The sequence below is a fragment of the Parabacteroides vesiculifaciens genome, from assembly GCF_049860805.1.
GTDB lineage: Bacteria > Bacteroidota > Bacteroidia > Bacteroidales > Tannerellaceae > Parabacteroides.
In genome coordinates this window covers 4,444,571-4,466,778 of record NZ_CP187555.1, presented here as the reverse complement: position 1 = coordinate 4,466,778, position 22,208 = coordinate 4,444,571, and the positions used below count along the sequence as shown (strand labels likewise).

Sequence of the window (22,208 nt, the reverse complement as noted above, 5' to 3'; positions counted from 1 at the left end):
CGCATCTAATTTTTTAGTCGATAGCTGTACATGACTTTTTTGATGGTTTTACAATAAGTCAGCCTCTCGGCAAAATAAAGGAGTTGCGTCAGCCGGATGCATATTTTTCACCTTTATATATTTGCAGGTAATTAAATAATTACCGACATTTGTGATATAACAATACAAAAGATGATTATGCCCACGATATTTATTTTGTTCGGTTTCCGTTTCATGTTTTATGCAAATGACCATGAACCCATTCATGTCCATGTGACAAAAGGAGACATAAGCGCGAAATTCACTTTGTTCCCGGTCACATTGGTGAAAAATAACGGATTAAAATCTTCAGAGCTAAAACTTGTAGAATCGGTGATCGAAGAAAACCAGGAAGTAATCGCGGAACATTGGAATAAATTCTTTAATAAGACAAAATGAATCAGTATGCAAGACATGACAGTAGACAAAGTATGGTTGACCGACACGGCTGTATGGATACATACGACCGACGGCAAAGAGGCATGTGAAAAATTTGCAGATTATCAGCGTTTGAAATTTGCTACCCCGGAACAACGAACCAATTTCACTGTTGATAAGTTTGGCATTCGTTGGGAGGAGCTGGATGAAGACTTGAGTTTTGAGGGATTCTTCCATGAAAAGAAGTCCAGTCCTTTATATGATTTGTTTACAGCCCATCCGGAACTGAACGCCGCCGCAATAGCACGCAGGCTGGGAATATCTCAAAGTCTGTTTGCGCAATATGTGAGCGGGACAAAAAAGCCCTCCAAGCAGCGTTTCTCGGATATAGTGGAAACAATTCGAATGATAGGGCGCGAGTTATCGGAAATTTCCATTGCTTGAGCCTATGACAAGTTGTTAACGGTAAGTTTCATCTCATGGAACTTTTAGTTTCATGCAGTGGAACCAAGAGTTTCATACATAGAAACCCTTTGTTTCATATGCAGAAACTTTAAGTTCCAATATTTGAAACTACTTGAAACTCCAAGAGCCGCTTGTAAAGCGGAGAGTGCTTTTTTCACCATTCGTATTCTTCCGTATAAGAATCGAACACAGGTTCCTCCTCGACACCATGCTGCCGGAAAAGTTTCCGGATATAGAGCTGGGCTTCCGGCAGAATGCCATATTCTTTGCGATAGTAACGATAATAAAGCGTTTTCGTAAAGTGGAAGATCATTATTTTCCGCAAATGCCGTGCCGTCCGATAAGGGACTTTTTCTAGCAGGTTCGTAATACCCCATGCAATGCGCACTTTCTTCGCAGGCTTGAAGTCCGGACATGTCGCATCCCCTACAGGGAAATAAGCCGGGTTCACAATCCGGATATGCCGGTCGGCATGTACACTATACCGGGCAGCCACTTGCCTCAAGCAACTGCCGGCCTGCGGACATTGGCTGTTGAAACAATGGATAAAGCCGGAAGGGACTAATTTGTAATCAAAATCGTTTTCCATAACTATTTGTATTTTAGGTTGTATTATAATTCTTTTTCCTCTCCCCGATCTTCTTCGAACAGAACCTTTTTCAATTTCTGATACAGGAACGAAAGGAGCAGCAGGATAACACCCAGGATAATAAAGATAATGATCTTCCCGATCGTAGGCAGCAGCCACAGATCGACAGCGACCAGTTTGAGAAGGACGATCCCGAAAGTGGACAGGCTCACCATACGCAATGATTTAAGATGCAAGCGCATACCGGTTGCCATTTCGACAAATCCCGCTATTGCTAAGGAGATGGAGAAGCCGGCGTTCGTCTCATCGGAAAGCGAAAGTTGGCAAAGCAGGCTTCGTACGGCAAGGGCTAACAGGACGGTGGAAAGAACGCTGATATAGACCGTCATCCGGTTCGCCGTCTTGCTGCGGAAATTGAACACGGCATAATATTCCTTTGCCAGCCAGTAAATATGCGCCGCGATAACGGCCACCGTCAGCCATCCGAGCGCTTGCAAAGCCGTCCACAGAAAATAGTGGCCGGACAGGAAAACGTACATATACCAGCAAACCGGAATAAGCAGAGAGAACGCATACCACCGGAAATAACGTTCCACCGGAAAACGCTTCCGCATAACGAGAAGCAATATAAACAAAGTAGCCGCCGTAAACGCCAGCATTAAGCCTTGCGACAGATACCAGTCGTCGATATTCCGGGAGAACTCGATCATAAAGGCCGTATAAAGCACTGCACTTCCGTCTAAAAGGGTTATCGCATTGCAGGGCGAATATTTCCAGACGGAAGTTGTGGCAAACAAGTCTTTCTCACGGAACAGGAACCAGGCAACCAGCAGAAAAGCTATGCCGACAGATACGCCGGTGGCAAATGTGCCGTTTGCAAACAAAGCCGGCCTTATGCCGGAGCCCAACAAGGCTTCGATATCCATCCAATAGGAAACATTCGTCAGGAAAAACAGGATCGCTACAAAGTATTCATATATCCGGATTCTCCATTTGATGAAAAGCCACAGGACGATCACCATCTCACACGCCCAGAGCAGGGTGATAAAGGTTCCGTCCAACTGGATCGGTATGGTGATGGAAACAAAGGTGAGTGCCAACCCGACCAATGCCGGGTAGAGCAGGCTCTTTTCTACTTTCCTCCGGTTTATGATAAAGGCAATCGCGACATTCACCAGGGCGATGAACAGAGTGAACGCCCCTTTTATATTCTGCTCGAGCTGCATCTCCCGCAGGAACCACAAACAGAAAAAGAGGTAAAGAAAATTATTCAGTACCACGACAGCCATCATCAACTGGTTGATTTTACGGCTGTCCGAGCGGATCACCGTCACGACCGTCAGGAGGAAGATCAGGAAGAACAAAGTCGCGAAAAGTAACAGGTGCACCAATTGTGTAAACCCGGCCACGTCCAGATCTCCCGCACTCGAATAACCAAACAGGATCAGGTAGCTCGCCACAAAGCTGACGACCGGCAGCTCGCCCCATTTCTTATAAATGGAAAGACCGAACATCCCAAGGTTCAGGATCGTCACATAGACAAACAGCACTAAATAACTTCCCATGCCGTTACTGACGAGGAAAGGCGATATAAACCCGCCGACCAACGCAATAATAGCCAATTCACGCCGATTGTAGAAGACGGCCAGGAGGGACATCAGGACCGTAAGCACCACTAAAATGACAAAGGCGGTCGCCTGGCTGAACAACCCGTAATAATGATAGGCCATCGCGACCGTGACATAGAAGATCGCAAAAGCGCCGCCCGCCAACAGGGAACTGAACGCCCGGTAGGTTTTCTTCAACTTCTGCGAGATCAGCAACAGGCCGCCACCGACCACGAAACCGAGCACGGTTCGGAAAACTTCGTTGATCCAGTCCTTGTCGATCGCATACTTCACGAACAATCCCATGCCGATAACCAATATCAGGATTCCGATCTTACCGAACAGGTTCTCTCCGATAAACTTTTCGTAATTAACCGGTTTACGTTTCTTTTTGGGAGTAACCTGCGGAATAATGTCAGCAGCTTTCCGAGGTTCCGGCTCCGGCAGTTTCACTTCCGGTTCCGGAGTCACTTCATCCGGCCTTACCTCTACGGACAAGACCGGAATGTGAGACGCCCGGCTTTCCAATTGCTTCCGCAAGCTGGCGATCTCCTTTTTCAGAGAATCTATATTGGCAGTAGCTTTGCTTATATGATTATACAAGCTGATCCACACTACAAGGAGTAACAGTACAAAAAATGCAGTTTCCATAATGTCGCTGTTTAATTAACAGCGACTAATATACGGATTTTATCTTGATTCTGATTACGGTAAGCGAATATGCCGGCAATTCGCAGGTAAATTCACGCCCGACTTCACAATCAGAGGTCCGGGGCTTCAAATCCGTATCCTCCAACGCTCCGGACAAAACGGTCTTCACGGCACGGGTATTACCGACCTCGACGCCATTCAGCCGAACTTGCGTCCGGGTGGCTGTAGGCAGGATATTCACCAATTTCAGGATCAGGTCGCCCGTTTTGCAGTCCTTCACGGCAGAGACGGGAAAACGTTTGGCGATATCTTCCGACGGGAAGGACAGTTTGACCGTACCCGGCAGGTATTCGTCGCCGGCATTCCGGCCGAACAACTGCTGAACGTAATAGTTGACGGTCGGCTTCACCTCCCGGTTGTTGAAATAGATCAGATCCGGGTTCCATTGCGTATGCCCTTCTTTTGCCAGGAGCGGAGCGTAAGACGCCATACTGACCACATCCCCGTTACGTTCGAGGGAAGTCATATATGCCGCTTCCGCCAAAGCGACTTCCAGGTTATTCGGACGGCCGGGAAGATGGGCGGCATATTCGCCTAAATAGACTTTTGCGCCCTGGCGGTCGTAGGAATCATAGAAATGCTGGTTGTTCAAGAACCAGCCGGGTGTCTGGTAATAGTGCTCGTCGACCATCGGGACCTGCAATCTGTCGACGATCTCCCAACCTTCCTCATAGTCGGTTCCTTCGTTGAACGGTCCGGCCGTACCGATCACGGTTATTTCCGGGTGTTTTGCTTTCAGAGCCTTATAGATCATCGTGAAACGTTCTTCGAAGGCATCCGTTATCTGGTCTTCGTTTCCGATCCCGATATATTTCAGATGGAAAGGTTCAGGATGGCCGGCTTCGGCACGCATCCGACCCCACTTCGAGGAGGCATCTCCATTCGCATATTCCACCAGATCCAGTATATCCCGGATAAAAGCATCCATATCGCACATCGCGACTCCCTGCTGCCCGCCTCCACGGGAGTTCTGGCAACATACGCCCGCAGCGATAACGGGAACAGGTTCTGCCTGGATATCTTCGCAGAACTGGAAAAACTCGTAATATCCAAGCCCTTTTGTCTGATGATATCCCCACAGATTGCGTTGTGGTTTCCGGCTTTCCAGCGTGCCGATCGTTTCTTTCCAATTATAAATATTATGTACGCCATCGCCGTGTGCCAGGCAACCTCCGGGAAAGCGCATAAAGCGCGGGTGCAGGTCGGCTATTGCCTGTGCCAGATCGGCACGCAAACCGTTCGGACGGTTTTTGAATGTTTTCTGCGGAAAAAGGGAGATCATGTCTAAGGCATAGACACCGGGAGCCACCGTCTGTATGGACAGGCAAGCACTGTCTGCATCTTCCACAGCCTGCAACGTGAGGTGTTGCTTCGTCCATTCTCCGGGAGCAACCTTAGCGGCTGCCTGCGCGAGCGGTCTTCCGGAGCGGTCCCTCAACTGGATTTGCAAGGCTCCCTGCTTATTACCCTGAATACGGGAGAAAAAAGAGAGGTCATATTTCTCCCCTTTCCGGATGCGGATACCGTCGAAACCGCTGTTGATCAAGTCCAACTCCGCACCTTTGGCACGGAGGACGGCATAATGCGGATTGTTGGGATGAAGAGGGGCTGCCGTGTCGATCTCCAACACCACAGCTTCCGCCGGTGCATCCGCCTTATATGATTTCAATTCCCAGGCATAGCGGCTGTTCCAATCCGGATCATTGCCGGTCTTATCTTCCGGATCATACTCGAAATCGCGGTTCTGGACCAGTTCGGCATACAAACCACCGTCGGCCGCATAATTCAGGTCCTCAAAGAAGATGCCGAACAGATGATCGCTGATCTTTTTCGCCTGACCGCCCTCGACGGTAATTTCCGCCTCAACGGGAACCGCCTCTTTCAAGGAATCGGGCAAAGCGAGACGCTCATTGCGCAGGTTCTCGCGCTGTTGGGCCGCAGCCACTTCCGAGAGGAGATTGTCGACAAACGCTTTGGTGACCGTAATGATAGAACCGTGTTTGGCATCTTTCGGTATCGAAATACGCTCCGTCACATCCTCCCAGGTACGGAAATCACGTGTCCGCTTCGCTTCGTAGCGGTGACGGGTATAGGCGTCCATATAAACGACATAGCTGCCATCGGACAGCGGGCAGACGGCGGGGCCTTCCACCCAGTCGGTCGCAAAAGGTTTGTCTCCGGTCGGCAGATACGGGCCTGTTGCGTGGTCGCTTACGGCTACCGACAGTTCTTTTTTGGCCTCTGGCCAGATACGCTCGTCTTTATAGAGCATATAGTATTTGCCATCCTTTTTCTGTATGGTTACGTCGATCACGTTATGTCCCGGATCAAAGAATATCTTTGCAGGGGAAAAGTTTTTGAAATCTTTTGTCGTAGTGTAATACATACGATGGTCGTATTTCTCTCCCGGCTCGGTCTTCCACACGCCGTTCTCTTTGATCGTACTGGCCCAGAAGATCACATATTGCCGGTTCTCGTCGTCGTAAATCATTTCGGGAGCCCAGCAGTTCCGGACTTCATATCCTTCCATCACTTTCGGATAGGACTGGCGCGACCAGTGCACGAGGTCTTCGGAGTGGGCATATCCGATCGCATTCCCGTCCCAGTTCAGCGTCCAGATGCAATGCCAAAGCCCGTCCGGCCCCTTCATGACAAAAGGATCGCGCATACGTTTATCGGCATACCACGTTCCGTAATCGCATTTTAGGAAACTATGTTCCGGCCCTATCGGTGTCCAGGTATATCCATCCGCACTCCAGGCCAGGTGCATACCGTTGCGATTCTCATTCTTATCGGTAAAATAGGCGAACAGATAGCGTATATCGGAAGAAGACGAAGTCTTTGCCAGCGAAAATACTCCCGGCAACAGGAACAGGATCAAGATAAAGAAGGAAAGATGTTTTCTCATAAGATGTCTGCTTTTCAGGTATTACATAAATCAATAACTTATCACTCCGGCAAAAATAAATAAAAAGTGTAAGAATGTACACTATTTATTGTTCAAAATGGTGGAGAAAGAGCTTTAACAATCTATTTTTAAGCATTTCTATTTGTTTTATGTACATTTGTCCGTCGTTTATATATTCATATTCACCAGCATGAGTCAACATCCGGAAATTTTAAAACAGTTAAAAGAGGGATCTTATAAAGCGTTCAATTCTTTATATGAACAATATTTTGACTTGCTATATGGCTTTATCTTCGGACTCACCCGTTCGCATGAACAAACCAGGGAGCTGGTACAGGAAGCCTTTATAAAAGTATGGATCAACCGGCAAAAAATAGACCTGGATTTATCTTTTAAGGCCTGGCTGTTTAAAATGGCACAAAACCAATTGAAGGACCAACTGAAAAAACAATTCAACAATCCTGTTTTTGAAGATTACCTGATTCATTGCTCCGATGAACAATTATCCGTCAACGAACAAGATAGCTTCGATTTTGAAGCGTTCAATCAATCTTTGGCTAAAGCAAAAGAAAAGCTGTCCCCAAGGCAGGTTCAGATATTTGAACTGGCAAAGGAACAAGGACTGTCTGCCACAGAAGTTGCCGACAAATTACAAATATCCGAACAGTCTGTTTATAATTACCTTCATCAGGCATTAGGCATTCTGAGAAAAGAAATGTCTACTTTCTACACCCTGTTTTTCATGTTCTTCTTACATTCGTAAAGACCTTAACAAAGATATGTTTTACAACACACGAAATCATTAAGTAGATTTTCGTCTTTCTATCGTATTACCTATAAACAATCTATTACTATGGTTCAGGAGGAGATCAATACATTATTCAAAAAATATTTATACGGACAACTCACAAGTGAGGAAGTCATACGGTTGAAAGCACTTATCCAAAAGATGGATGACCGTTCTTTGGAACAAAATTTATCCCAATTATGGGCTACCTACCCTGTTTCCGGAGAAAGAAATATCGAGGCATTCGATACTATCTCGAAGAACATAGAGGAGATCATCCAACCGCAAAAAAGGATAAGCTTATTGGGATATTTGGGTAGGATAGCTGCTGCCGCAATCTTTTTATTACTGATCTCGTTAACCGGTTATCTTTATATAGATAAGATAAACATACAAACTGCGATTGCGCAAATGTACACGATATCAGCCGAAAAGGGAGAACGTGCATCCGTCACCCTCCCCGACGGGACAAAAGTTTATCTCAATGCAGAATCCACATTATCCTATCCGGCTTCTTTCTCTCTGAATGAAAGAACCGTCCAACTAACCGGAGAGGCTTATTTTGAAGTAAAACATGATGCAGATGCTCCTTTTATTGTTAAAACTGCAGAAATCCAAATAAAGGTATTAGGAACGACTTTCAACTTATATGCTTATCCGGACGATTCATGGTTCGAAGCCTCCTTAATCGAGGGTAGCATAGAAGTTACCCCTTATAAAAGTCCGGGAAAACAAGTACATCTTTCCCCTAACCAAAAAGCCCGCTACAACCATACAACGGGAGAAATCAAGGTAATGGGCACGGACCTGAAAGTCGAAACGGCCTGGAAACGGGGAGATCTGATTTTCAGGAATCAACCATTCAAAGAGATAATCGGACAATTGGAAATATTCTATGGCGTCAGTATAACAGCAAACGGAGAATATCCGGAAGAGCTTTTCACGGGTAGTTATCATGAGAACGACATCATCCAGGTTTTGAAAAACCTGCAACAACATTATACATTCGAATATCAGAAATCAGGGAACGAGATATCTCTTAAATTCACCAAGTAATCACTCTAAAAAAACAAGCATTATGAATTCTTCTTAAAAAAGCCGGAGAACCTATACAGATCTCCGGCAAAGTCAATACTTTAAACACAGAAGCCGAACCACCACGTAAGGCTTTAAGTATCAACAAATAATTATTTAAATCTATGTACTATCAAAATTTTCAGTGCAGTTTAGTGTGTAAAGATACTATTTTCAGATTTATACAGCTGCTACTTATCTCTATTTTTTTAGTTTGTCCTGCAGAAATTTATGCTCAAAATTCTCAAATAAGCATATCTGTTAAAGACGTTTCGCTCAAAGAGTTATTAACAAGTATCGAGAAACAGTCCGATGTCAGGTTTTCTTACATCGAAAAGAATCTCGATCATAAAAAAGATATTACCATCAGCATCCAGAACGAACCGGTTGAAAGGTTACTGGATCGCATTCTTCCCGGTAAAGGGATGGAATATACCCGGACAGGAAATACGATTGCAATCAAACTTATCCAGGTACAAAAGGATAAGCATAAAAAAGTGAGCGGAACCATCACTGACAACAGAGATGAACCGATCATCGGTGCTAATGTAGTACAAAAAGGTACAACCAACGGCATCATCACGGATGCAGACGGAAACTTTTCTCTTGAAATACCGGAAGGAGCTACTCTTGTCATATCTTATATCGGCTATTTATCCCAGGAAATCCATGCGGGTAATCAATCCGTCTTAAAGATAAAGCTGGCAGAAGACACACAAAATCTGGAAGAGGTTGTTGTTGTCGGATATGGTGTCCAAAAGAAAATCAACCTGACGGGTTCCGTTGAAAACATCACTGGATCGGATCTGGCAAAGAAGCCCGTGGGGCAAACTTCGATGGCTTTGCAAGGGATGTCGTCAGGTGTTACCGTCCAACAAACATCGGGACAGCCAGGTAAAGATAACGGAACCATCCGTATACGCGGTATCGGCACGTTAAGTTCTGCTAATCCCCTGATTCTGGTCGACGGTATCGAATCGGATATCAATTCGGTAGATCCGAGTGACATCGAAAGCATATCAGTTTTGAAAGATGCGGCATCGGCTGCAATCTACGGGTCGAGAGCTGCAAACGGAGTTATCCTGATAACGACAAACCGCGCAGAAAAGAGTTCGTTTAAAGTCAACTATGACAACTACATCGGTTGGCAGTCCCCGACATCCATGCCGCAAAACGTTTCAGGATATGATCACATGGTGATGATAAACGAGGCAAACCGGAATGTTGGCAAAGTAGAACCTTTTACACAAGAATATATCGATGAATACCGTAAAAATGCGCCGTCCGACCTCTACCCTGAAACTGATTGGAGGAAAGTCATGCTGAAAAAGAAAGCCCTGCAGCATAACCACCATGTCAGTATCAATGGAGGTGGTGAAAAAGTAAGTATTTTAGGATCGCTTTCTTACCTGAATCAGGATGGTATAACAATCAACACGAATTACGAACGCGTAAACTTACGATTGAATTCTGATATAAACCTACATAAAAGGCTTTCTGCCAATTTCGATATTTACTTTATGACGGATGACAATGCGACACCTGCGGCCGGCATGCCTTGGTATTTCCTCAACCGTTATCCCAATAACCTGCAAGGCAAAAATGAAGATGGTTCCTGGGGTATCGGATGGGATGGGACGAACACCTGGGCACAAGAAAACGATGGAGGGATGACGCATGAGAAGAATTATTCCGCCAACATTAACTTCAAAGTCAATTACCAGCCAGTAAACGGTCTTAACCTGAGTTTCCAATATGCACCGAAATGGAATTTCGTCCACTACAAGAAGTTCGGGAAGACGGTTAACTTATACTATCCGAGCGGAGATTTATACAATCCGACTCCGTACAGAGCAAATATGACTGAAAAGTACAGCAAGAATGTCACCAATAATCTGAAAGCTCTGGTAACTTATGACAAATCGTTCAATGCCCATAACCTGTCATTACTGGCGGGATTCGAACAAATAGACTTCCGGGGAGACTGGTTGAACGGATTCAGGGATCAATATTTATTGGAGAACTACGAAGTGCTGAATGCCGGTTCACCGGCAAACCAGGCTGCAACAGGTTCTGCCAGCGACTGGGCGCTACGCTCCGTATTCGGTCGCATAAATTACAACTACAACCAAAAATATCTTCTTGAAGCGAACATTCGCTACGATGGTTCTTCTCGTTTTGCCTCGGGATTAAAATATGGCGTCTTTCCTTCTTTTTCCGCAGGTTGGAGAATATCCGAAGAATCTTTCATGAAAGATATCGAATGGATCAATAATCTGAAAATAAGAGCCTCGTGGGGGAAATTAGGGAATCAGGATATCGGGAACTATCCATTTGTATCGTCCGTTTCATTGGGAATGGATTATGTTTTCAACGGTGCAGTTTCAGCACCGGGCGGAGCGGTCACAGACGCAGCTAATCCCAACATTACATGGGAATCTACAGCAATGACGAATATCGGATTCGACGCGACCTTTTTTTCCAAACTATCGGTCACTGCGGAATATTATGTTAAAAACACATCCGATATTCTCCTGAAATTACCAATACCTGGAACTTCCGGATTAAATCCGGCTTATCAAAATGCCGGCAAAGTAAGAAACAAAGGATGGGATATTACACTCAGATATAATGATAAAATAGGTGATTTCGAATATGGGATCGGAGTTAATCTGTCGGATGTCCATAACGAAATAACAGATCTGGCAGAAACAGGGCCTTACATTTACGATCGGACGATCCATAAGGAAGGTTATCCCATTACTTCACTCTATGGATTAGAGACAGAGAGATTATTCCAAAACATGGACGAGATCAAAGACCACGCTTCCCAATTCGGAACGATATTGGCACCTGGCGATATCAAATACAAAGACCAACTGACAATCGATTCAGACGGTGACGGTATTATGGATAAGGCAGACGGGGTCATTAATGCAGATGACCGGGTGATAATGGGAGACTATATGCCACATTACACGTATGGCATCGACTTTTACGGAAAGTATAAAAATATAGACCTGTCTTTTCTGTTACAAGGAGTAGGCAAAGCAGACGGATACATCGACCAACAAGGGGTATTGGCATTCTATATGGGAGGTACGGCGCAAGAATGGCATAAGGATCACTGGACAGAAGAAAACCGGAATGCATCTTATCCACGACTAACATTCAACTACCCGAACAATGAACAGGTATCTTCGTATTGGATCAGAAATGCATCTTACCTTCGGTTAAAAAATCTCCAGGTAGGATATACGGTACCTAACCGGTTAGTTAAAAAGATATTCCTGGATTACTGCCGCATATTCTTCAGTGCACAGAACCTGTTTACCATTACAGGCTTTTATGATGGATTCGACCCGGAAGCCCCTATTGGCAGAGGCGATTTCTATCCCATGATGAAAATCTATTCATTCGGACTTAATGTAAAATTCTAAAAACTAATCACCATGAATAAATATATAAAACTCATAATCGGCGTATTCACTTTAGGATGTCTTTCATGTTCAGACTATTTAGAGAAATATCCATTGGATAAACCTTCGGATGCGACCTTCTATAGTACGGAAAGCGAACTAACGATGGCTATCAACGGCATTTACTTTAAAAGTATGTATTTTCAACAAGCAGCCTCTCCTTTAAACCTGGTTCTGGATTGTGCCTCCGATATCGGTTGGGACCGTGATCAGGGCAGTGACCTGCAATTATTAGGTGAAGGGCTTCATGTTCCGACAAATGAAACTTTTAATAAAATATGGTTCAACAGTTACACAGTTATCAACCAATGTAACATGCTTTTAGCAAATATGCATAAAGCACAGTCTATCACGAACCCTGACATATACACGAGGATAGAAGGCGAAGCTCGTTTTTTCAGAGCCTATCACTATCATTTATTGGTCAACTTCTTTGGCAATATACCTCTGTTGACCGAGCCCCAATCAATCACCGATAAACCGACTCAGACCGACAGAAGTCAAGTTTCTGAATTCATATTAAACGAACTGGAGGATGCGGCCAAGTTATTGCCGGTACAATATACAGGTGATGACATCGGCAGAATCACTCAGGGATGTGCCCTTTCCGTAAAAGCTAGGGAAGCCCTGTTTTCCGGGAAATGGGATATTGCCGCCGATGCCAGTAAACGCGTAATAGAATCGGGTGTTTATTCACTGGAACCCGACTACAATAATCTTTTCAATAAGCTGAATAAGCAAAGTAAGGAAGTTATTTTCTTCGTACAGTACTCGCGCGTAAACCAACAGACTCATGGTGTTCCCGGTAATCTATTCTCACGCATGGCTTCCGGGTATTCCAATAAGGTTCCGGCCCAATCACTTGTTGATTCTTATTACTGCACAGACGGTTTACCTATTAACAAATCAAGTCTTTACAATGCAGCCACCCCATTCAAAAACCGGGATTTACGGCTGGAAGCAACCGTTGTCGTACCAGGCAGTACATTCCAAGGCTACCAGTTCGAAACGCATCCTGACAGCTTGGAATGCTGGGACTACAATGTAACTCCTGCAGTACGCAGAAACAATCAGGACGTAACAAATCCCTATGCCACATTCTCAGGATATTGTTGGAGAAAATACACGGATGAAGAACAAACTTTTCGACTGAAAAGCGAGCTGAATATCATCCTGATCCGTTATGCAGAAGTTTTATTAATGTATGCGGAAGCGGTCAATGAATTAGGAAGAATGGATAATCTCGGATATGAAGCCTTAAAGTTAGTCCGAGAGAGGGCACAAATGCCGGCTATCAAACCGGATACACAGGAGAATATCCGGAAGCTGATTCGACAGGAAAGAAAGGTTGAATTTGCGATGGAAGGTTTGCGCTTCTTTGATATCAGAAGGTGGAGAATTGCAGAATCCGTAATGAACGGTAAATTGTATGGAAGGCCTGTAAGGGATTACCTACCCCACTACATTCCGGCATTCGATAAAAACGGCATGCCTCAATATGATACATATGCCGAAGCATTACGCTCTTTCGATGACAGAACATTCAACCCTGATAGAGACTATCTGTTCCCGATTCCTCAAAAAGAACTGGATATTAATAAGAATCTGAAACAAAACCCCAATTATTAATTGAGAACTGCCATGAAATACAGACATTTGTATTTCATGGCAAACTTTAAGCATAAACAATCAATTTTAAGACTATATGAAAAGAAGAGACTTCATCCACATCAACATAGCGGCATTAGGAGGCGTGTTAATCAATAATCATTTTTCGTACGCAAAAGCTATGGAAGAAATATCGCAGTCATTCCAACATACGACAGAACAAAACGGCTATGACCTGATCATAAACGGAGCCGGGCTTTCCGGTTGTTTTGCGGCAATCGAAGCGGCCAGACAAGGAATGAAAGTATTGGTCATCGATAAAAGAACTTCTCCCGGTTATGATATTACAGCCAAGAGAAAATTATGGTTAAATACGGCCGGATACGAAAAATGGCCGGATAACCTGATCCAACTGTTCTTCCCCAAAGGAGAAAAGAAAGAGATATTTAATACTCAACTCGGCGCACCTTACAACAGTTCTATCGGAGACGAGACACTTCTGTTTGCAGGAAGCTTGAAAAAGGGATTGCTCCGCTCTCTCCTCACCAATAATATCGACCTATTATTAATGACCGACGTTTGCGGCATCATTTCCGATCAGAAAAAGCAGGTTTCAGGAATAATCGCCGCTTGCAAGCAAGGAGTTTATTCCATTCCCACTACGGGGTTCATTGATGCTTCGGACAACAACTCATTTACACGACGTTTATTCGGACAACCCTATAAACCTGATAAAGCCGGGTTTGTAATGGAAGTGCAGGACGCGGAATATTTAAGTGGCAAATATTTGACTCTTAGCTCTTCTTATGGTCTTTCAGATAACAGACTCGAAATACATCCCGGTAAGAAATCGCCGGACCAGTATTTCTTATCTTTCAATTTTCCTGTTGAGACAGACAATCTAAGTGCGATCGAACAGAAAGCAAGACTTATCGCAACACAAATCAGTAAGGACTTCCCTTTGTTGGCAAAAGGCCTGGCAAATGCCAAGTTGCGTTATTACGCACAGGAATGTTCTTATTATCTGAACAATTACAAACTCCCGGATATCCCCCTCAAAGACTATACTTGCACCGAAAGCCACCCGGCAGAACACAGCTATAATTCTATTCTCGAATTGGTTCAAAAAGCACAATACAGTATCGGCAGATACAAAAAGCATGATACCCGGAGAACCATGAACACTGTTTATTATGCGGGAGGGAAAAACAAGCCGTTCAACGCTCCTACAAACCAAACAATAAGCGAATATGGACACACACTTCCTCTGACTGTTTTTTCAATCCAGGATATGCAACTCCCCATAGTCAATCATCCCCTATTGATTGCCGGAGGAGGAACTGCCGGAATAGCAGCGGCCCTATCAGCCGCAGAAAAAGGGGCAAAACCTCTTATCATCGAATATTTCAATGATTTAGGAGGAAGTAAGACGATGGGAGGGGTGACCGGTTATTATTTAGGACAAAACAAACATTCCTATATTTTAGCATTGGAAAAAGAGATACGGCAAACAGCCAAAGACTACAACATATCGGTCAACTGTATTTGCAGGTGCGTCCATAGTGTCCGTAGTTTAAACCGATATGACTATAGTATGATTAACGGTGCTATTATCTGTGGCACCCAAACCAATGGAAAGAGACTGGAAAAAGTCGCAATATGTGTCGACGGTGAATTGAAATGGGTAGAAGCTAAACTTACGGTAGATGCAACCGGTGATGGAGATATCGCCTATTTCGCAGGGGAGAACTTTGAAATCGGAAATTCAAGAATGCATACCACCCAGAACTACAGCCAATGGGACCTCCCTTTCAAAAGTAAAAATGCACCTATGCAAACAATCAACAAAGACTACGATATTATCGACAACACGAAGATAACAGAGTTGCAGCGAGGTTTATATCTGTCCCATTACGAATCATTCTTCTACGACTTCTATCCCATGCTGACCGTCCGCGAATCCAGAAGGCCGGAAGGTGAATACAAGTTAAACCTAATCGACGCATTGGAACAAACATGGTTCAAAGATACCATTATCAATGCACACAGCGATTTCGACCCCCATCATTTTGGCCATTCCGAATATTCACGTTGTGCATTCCTGTTACCTCATTCCAACCAGATCACGGTGAATATTCCTTATCGCGCCATTGTTCCTAAAACGATCGACGGCCTTTTGCTTTCCGGCAGAGGCATCAGCCAGACACATAACGCACTGCAATTCACACGTATGTCCGCTGATGTTTATTTACTCGGATATGCGACGGGGATTATTGCGGCTTCTATTATCAGCCAACAGAAACGTCCAAGAGATTTTTCTGTTTCCCAACTACAAAAAGAATGGCTGCAAAGTGGGCTTTTATTGCCTAACCATCCGCAGGAAAAACTCTCAGCACAGGATATCGTGAACAAACTAATTGAAGGAGATAACGAATATTTATTCAAATGCTGCCGAAGAGCAAAACAGGATATCCATCCCCTTCTGAGAAAAGCATATAAGAAAGACAAATCGATTTTGATAGCTAAAGCATTGGCCTGGTTTAAAGATGCGGAAGGAGCCGGATTGATTATTTCCGAATTGGAACAGCTTTTTGTCAACGAGGTCCAGACAGGACATCCACAACAGTATTTCGAAAAATATAATGCTGACAACCTGTATTGGAAAATTAACCAGGATATCGCACTGCTCGGTATGTGCGGTCATTCGGATTTCAACCGGATTATCAACCGGATACTATGCGAGACACATTCAGGAGGAGAAAAAGTCAAGGCAAGCGACGCTTATAACAGGAATAGAATCGATTTGCTATTAATCCCATATTATAACCGCATTCTGAATCTCTGTTTTTATATCGAACGCACACCTGATCCCCTCTTTATTAAAGGACTTGAACAGTTGGCTTCGAATCCTGATATCATCGGTTACCAGACAACCGATTGTAATCAGACCAGATGGAGGCTGTATGGTGGATTTCTGGAATTATCGATTGCAGCAGCCCTGGCTCGGTGCGGCTCTATCAAAGGTGTTCAAACTTTGATAGAATATCTGAAAGATGTACATTCGGATTTCAGACTTTTCGCCAACCAGGAGTTGACTGCGATCCTTAAAAAAAATATGAAATTCGACTCTAACAAATGGACTAACCTGATTAATACAGAGAAAAGTTTCTTAAGCAAAACGACGCCTTTCTCCAAAGAGATTGAGTTATAAAGTATTCTTATTATAAGCCAAGTGCCTATGTATAATTGTTTTTTTCCTACTTTTGCACTCTGATTAAATAAGTAATATGAATACACATAATCTTTGTTGTATCGGCCACATTACGTTGGATAAGATTGTAACGCCGAAAAGAACACTACATATGCCGGGAGGGACATCCTTCTATTTCGCGCATGGGATGAGCAATTTAGACACTTCCGATTTTCTGTTGGTAACAGCTCTTGCTGCCAGCGAAATGGATGCGGTAGAAGAAATACGCAGGAAAGGGATCGATGTCAAAGTTTTGCCCAGTGCCCATTCCGTCTACTTTGAGAATACATATGGCGAGAACCAGAATAACCGGACACAGCGGGTATTGGCTAAAGCTGATCCGTTCACAGTGGAAGGGTTACAGGATGTCGATGCCCGAATCTACCACCTGGGAAGTTTGCTGGCGGACGATTTTTCCTTAGACGTGATCAAATATTTATCGACCAAAGGGATGCTGTCGGTCGATGCCCAAGGTTACTTGCGCGAAGTTCGCGGTGAGAAAGTTTTCGCCGTAGACTGGCCGGAAAAGAAGGAGGCACTAAAATACATCCATATCCTGAAAGCCAACGAACACGAGACGGAAGTTCTCACCGGGTGCAAAGATCCGCGCGAAGCTGCTCTGAAATTAGCTAACTGGGGTGTCAAGGAGGTATTGCTGACATTAGGAAGTATGGGGTCCGTCATTTATGCCGACGGCAAATATCATGAGATACCCGCCTATCCTCCAACAGAGATTGTGGACGCTACGGGATGTGGCGATACCTATATGGCCGGCTATCTGTATATGCGAAACAAAGGGGCTTCATACAAAGAAGCCGGATGTTTTGCCGCCGCCATGTGTACAATCAAGCTGGAGGCATCCGGTCCTTTCGGAGGAACGGAGAAAGACGTTTGGGATATTATCGAAAAGAATAAGTGAAACGACTTATGATTTCAGATTTATGATTTATAAGCTATGTATCACTGATAAATCATAAATCTGAAATCATAAATCAATGCAGTTTCTTAGCCATCACCATATAGGAATAAATAAGTACCACGACATACCCAAACAGCGGCACAACAAATGAAAACGACATCGTCGAGATATCGGCCACATAGCCCATCAATAACGGTCCGACCGCTCCACCTATCGGAGACATCATCAAGAAGGACGAAGCACGCTTGGTATAGTCGCCCAACCCTCTCAACGAGATAGCGAAAATGGTCGGGAACATAATAGCCTCGAAGATATAACAAGCAAATAAAGCACCTTTCGACAGGGCACCTAAATTCAGGGTGACGAACAGAGCACCCAAGACGGTAAAGATAGCACAGATAAACAAGACCTTCTCCGCCCGGATATAACTCATAATCCAGCTACCGATAATACGTCCGACCATAAACAGACCCAATCCACCGAAGGAAAGGACGATAGCAGCATCATGCGCATCCATCCACCCATCGTCAGTCACATAATTGATAAAGAAACTATTGATCGATATTTCCGCTATTTCGTAGCAGAACAAGGCCATCACGCCCCAGGTGAAACAACGGTGTTTCCACAATCCTTTCAATCCGGCTTTTGCCTCTGCTGTCGTCTCTTCACAATCGTCATGGTCGATCTCCGGCAGGCGGATGCGGAAGAAAACAAGGGCGACAGACAGGACGACAACGCCCATCACGGTGTAGGGCAAAGCAATGTTAGCCTCTCCGTTACCAGAAAACAGCAGCATTCCACCGATCACCGGCGCACAGATACAGCCTAACCCGTTAAAAGATTGTGCCAAGTTCAAACGGCTGGCTGCCGTCTCGCGATCCCCAAGCTCCGTCACGTAGGGATTGGCTGCCGTCTCCAAAAATGTCAGTCCGCAACCGATCACAAACAAGGAAAAGAGGAAGAAGTTGAACGACATCAATTGTTCGCTCGGAATGAAAAGCAACGATCCGATCCCATAGAGGATGAGACCGAACACCACGCCCTGGCGATATCCGTATTTATTGATAAAAAGTCCGGCCGGGATAGCCATCGTGAAATAACCCGTGTACATCGTTGCCTGGATCAGAGCGGAATGAGCCTTCGTCATGACAAGCGCCTCCTGGAAATGCTTGTTCAGCACATCTAAAATAGCATGTGCAAACCCCCATAAGAAAAACAGAGATGTGACTAATACAAAAGGGACCAGATACTCTTTCTTTACCAACGATTTCTTTACTTTTTCCATTTTATTGTTATTTGTTTTATACTCATTTATTCATTTACCGGATTGTACGGAATCGTAAACCAGAATGTCGAACCTTTGCCGAGTTGCGAATCCACGCCGATCTTACCGTTCAGGGATTGTACGATGGACTCGCAGATGGAAAGCCCCAATCCGGTACCCTGCACAAAGCTGTCAAACTTAGCGAAACGTTCGAAGACATGCGGGATATTCTCTTCGGCAAGGCCTTTACCTGTGTCCGTCACATAAAAGCGGAAGGTATCGCCCGTCCTTTCGTACCCCATTGTTATAGAGCCTTCCGAAGTATATTTACAGGCGTTGCTGAGGAAATTGGAGATAACCTGCGTCAGACGGTTCTTTTCCGAATAGATCACACAGGTGTCAGATGGCAGGCGGCAGATCAGATCGACTCCTTCTTTCACACGTGACTTATAGATTTGCTGCAGGTTGTTGAATATAGCGGACAGGTCAACTGCCGAATAGTTGAAATCCATCTGACCAGCCTCGATCTTCGAAAGGTCGAGAATATCGTTGATCAACTGGAGCAAAAGCTCATTGTTCATCTCGATAATCTTAACGTATTCACCGATCTCATCCGGCTCTTCCGCCATCGCGATCAGGTTCGAGAAACCGACAATCGCGTTCAAGGGCGTCCGTATCTCGTGGCTCATATTGGCCAGGAAAGCGCTTTTCAGCCGGTTGGCTTCTTCGGCCTTGTTACGCAGGCGGATCAGTTCATTCGTCATTTTCAGGTCTGTGATATCGCGCCTCAGGCCGATGAGCTTACGGATCTTCCCGTCCTCATTCCGCCCGTACGGAACGGCATGCATTTCAAACCAGCGATCCCCTAAGGCAGGCACTTTCGTCCTGATCTGGACATCCATCAAATGTATCTTACCGCACGACAGGTTTTCCAGACCCCTACGCAGCAAGTCGCGGTCTTCGGGATGTACGAATGTGAGGTAGTCTTCCAATGATATCGTCAGCCCTTCGAACACGGTAGACCGGGGTGAATAGAAAATGCGGTCCTCCGCATTATATTCCCATGAGATAATCTGGGCGGCATCGAGGGTAAAGTCCAGTTGCAGTTTGCTTTCTTCCCGTTCGATTTCATTCCGGCGGATATCTGTTGTCTCGACCATCGTGGCGACGATATACATATTCCCTTCTTTATCTTCCAGGCGTGTTTTGGTTGTAACCGCCCAACGTACGGGTAATCCGGTTTCGTCATCATACAACACGCGGTTAAAGGAGATCGGCCTGTCGCTTTTCAAAACCCGTTCATCTTCTTCCCTGAAAAGAGCCGCTTTCGGATCATCCACTTCAAAATCATTCTTTCCAAGCATACTGTCGAAGGTCTCTCCATAGAATTCGCAGACTCTATTGTTGTAAAACAGATAGCGGTATTCATTGCCTACATCCTTGATAAACAACCCGACCGGCAGGTTATCCATGATGGACTGGAGGAATGTCTTTAAACGCAGGTTTTCCTTCTCGGCAACGACATAAGAGGTCACGTCGTGGGTAAAGCAGATAACCGAATTGTTCCCAAACGGCACAACGCGTGCCTTTGTATATTTGACCTGGTCCTTTTTCCCGTATTTACAGTTAAAGACGGTCACCTCGCCGGTTTCGGCCGTCCGCTTCACATGCAGGATGATTTCATCCAGCATCTCTTTTGACTGCGGATATTCCAAATAAAGATCCTTCAGGTTCTTCCCGACCAAGGTTCTCGTGTCGATGCCATTCCAGATATGGTTCTCCGGGTTCACGATATCCACCAAATTCAGATCGGAATCATAGATGGTCGCCATGTCTGGCATGCGGCTCAAGAGTTCCATCATTTTGGCATTTGCCGTCTTATAGGTTTCTTCCTTGCGTTTCCTATAATTCAGGATGCCGATAAAGATAATCACCATCAGGATTATCAAGCAGATTAACAAGACCACTTCTACCGGATGCTCCTGCCACAACGAAGGATCTTCGTTATAGTACACCGTATTTTCAGGCAATAAGGAAGGATCAATCCCTGTTGCTACAAACGTCGGATAATTAATATAATAATTGGGCCGCGAAGGTGTGAATTGGAAAGCCGGGCTATGCTCGATTCCTTTAGTCAGGACGCTATAGGTCAACGATGCCAGATCTTTGCCCAGATCCTCACCGGAAATGAAATAACCGCCGATATAATTCATATTAGACGCACCCTGGTCCATAATCTGGTAAACAGGTTTGGATGTATAGCGAGCCAGCTCATTGTGCAGCATCGAATAGGCATGAGGGTTCCGGAGTGCATCCGTATACCATCCAGCCGACAAAATAGCATAAGACTCGTCCATAACGGCAACAGAGTCGAGCAATTGGGACGTAGATAGTTTGCTGCCATCCATATAATAGAACTCGAACAAATCGATCTGCTTGAAAATGCTATGTAAATAAGTTTCGAAAAGCTCGACATTATAACGATTGTCGTAGCAAAACGCCACTTTCCGGATATGAGGCTGGAGTTTTTTGATCAGCAACAGGTTTTCTATGACAAAATCTTTAAAGGAATATCCCGTTACCTTGAAATCACCGAACGACTCTTTCATCGGCATCATGTCTGCGACGAAAGACAACTGCTCCTTGCCCAGGTTCTCATAATCGACAAATGCCCCTTTTACGTAACCTAAAACAACCGGAACATCACGCCAACTCTCCACACAAGTAACCCGATAAGAAGACCAGGCCTCGTTTCCAAGCAGGACAACCACATCGGGCTTCACCTTATAAGCGGCAAAAAGCTGCCGCATCCATTCCACCCAGGTATCAAAGACGGGGGAAGCCTCGCAGTCCATATACTCGACAAATATTTTAGCTTCCGAATCGACTCTCATATGATCAATAAAGGAGGCGATCAAATGGTTTCCTACTTCCTTGATCGGAGAGTAAGAGCTAATGACCAAAACCTTCTGACCTTCTACGTTTGCCGTCCTTGCTTTCGCAGAGGAAAGGGAAAGAGTAAAAACAAATACAATTATTAGTAGTTCGCCGATTATAGACTTGCTGTTTAGCATCATTACCTCGTTGTTATTAAACTATATCTGCAAAAGTAGTGCATTTTTTCATACCGAAGCCCCCCTATTCCCGTATT

Annotated in this window: 13 protein-coding genes; 8 read left to right on the top strand and 5 right to left on the bottom strand. The window is 44.8% G+C overall.

From position 1 onward, the window contains the following. The first annotated feature begins 177 nt into the window (after positions 1–177). Together ACPYIV_RS17665 and ACPYIV_RS17660 are read left to right on the top strand one after the other, a co-directional pair. On the top strand, positions 178–417 hold the full coding sequence (locus ACPYIV_RS17665) for a DUF4160 domain-containing protein (RefSeq protein ID WP_195281533.1): 240 nt from the start codon (positions 178–180) through the stop codon (positions 415–417). 6 nt (positions 418–423) lie between these two features. Continuing rightward, positions 424–840, top strand: a complete 417-nt coding sequence (locus tag ACPYIV_RS17660; protein WP_217803122.1) for a DUF2442 domain-containing protein — start codon at positions 424–426, stop codon at positions 838–840. Positions 841–1,015: 175 nt separating this feature from the next. On the opposite strand, the gene ACPYIV_RS17655 is transcribed toward ACPYIV_RS17660, so the two are convergent. The 3 genes from ACPYIV_RS17655 to ACPYIV_RS17645 are packed head-to-tail and all read right to left on the bottom strand — an operon-like array spanning position 1,016 to position 6,676. After that, positions 1,016–1,450, bottom strand: coding sequence for a DUF6078 family protein (locus ACPYIV_RS17655; RefSeq protein WP_293731900.1), 435 nt, complete (start codon positions 1,448–1,450; stop codon positions 1,016–1,018). 23 nt (positions 1,451–1,473) lie between these two features. Next, positions 1,474–3,708, bottom strand: a complete 2,235-nt coding sequence (locus ACPYIV_RS17650) for a DUF2339 domain-containing protein (RefSeq protein WP_425884319.1) — start codon at positions 3,706–3,708, stop codon at positions 1,474–1,476. 25 nt (positions 3,709–3,733) lie between these two features. Continuing rightward, a complete protein-coding gene (locus tag ACPYIV_RS17645) occupies positions 3,734–6,676 on the bottom strand; it encodes an alpha-L-arabinofuranosidase C-terminal domain-containing protein (protein ID WP_425884317.1) in 2,943 nt (980 codons plus the stop codon). A 190-nt stretch (positions 6,677–6,866) separates the two neighbouring features. Here ACPYIV_RS17645 and ACPYIV_RS17640 point away from each other — a divergent pair, with 190 nt between their 5' ends. From ACPYIV_RS17640 to ACPYIV_RS17615, 6 genes are all read left to right on the top strand, one after another. After that, the gene (locus ACPYIV_RS17640; RefSeq protein ID WP_299362858.1) at positions 6,867–7,439 is read left to right on the top strand and encodes an RNA polymerase sigma factor; all 573 of its coding nucleotides are present in this window, start codon (positions 6,867–6,869) and stop codon (positions 7,437–7,439) included. Between the two features lie 90 nt (positions 7,440–7,529). Beyond that, positions 7,530–8,519: a FecR family protein gene (locus ACPYIV_RS17635; RefSeq protein WP_293731907.1), complete on the top strand. Its 990-nt coding sequence runs from the start codon at positions 7,530–7,532 to the stop codon at positions 8,517–8,519. 143 nt (positions 8,520–8,662) lie between these two features. Next, positions 8,663–11,977, top strand: coding sequence for a TonB-dependent receptor (locus ACPYIV_RS17630; protein WP_425884314.1), 3,315 nt, complete (start codon positions 8,663–8,665; stop codon positions 11,975–11,977). 12 nt (positions 11,978–11,989) lie between these two features. Further along, positions 11,990–13,645: a RagB/SusD family nutrient uptake outer membrane protein gene (locus ACPYIV_RS17625; RefSeq protein ID WP_293731911.1), complete on the top strand. Its 1,656-nt coding sequence runs from the start codon at positions 11,990–11,992 to the stop codon at positions 13,643–13,645. Positions 13,646–13,721: 76 nt separating this feature from the next. Then, positions 13,722–16,835, top strand: coding sequence for an FAD-dependent oxidoreductase (locus ACPYIV_RS17620; RefSeq protein WP_425884312.1), 3,114 nt, complete (start codon positions 13,722–13,724; stop codon positions 16,833–16,835). A 76-nt stretch (positions 16,836–16,911) separates the two neighbouring features. Further along, complete coding sequence (locus ACPYIV_RS17615; protein WP_293731915.1) at positions 16,912–17,793, top strand: PfkB family carbohydrate kinase; 882 nt, start codon at positions 16,912–16,914, stop codon at positions 17,791–17,793. 73 nt (positions 17,794–17,866) lie between these two features. On the opposite strand, the gene ACPYIV_RS17610 is transcribed toward ACPYIV_RS17615, so the two are convergent. Beyond that, on the bottom strand, positions 17,867–19,078 hold the full coding sequence (locus tag ACPYIV_RS17610; protein ID WP_293731916.1) for a sugar MFS transporter: 1,212 nt from the start codon (positions 19,076–19,078) through the stop codon (positions 17,867–17,869). A 26-nt stretch (positions 19,079–19,104) separates the two neighbouring features. Beyond that, positions 19,105–22,134, bottom strand: coding sequence for an ATP-binding protein (locus tag ACPYIV_RS17605; protein WP_425884310.1), 3,030 nt, complete (start codon positions 22,132–22,134; stop codon positions 19,105–19,107). Between the last annotated feature and the right edge of the window lie 74 nt (positions 22,135–22,208).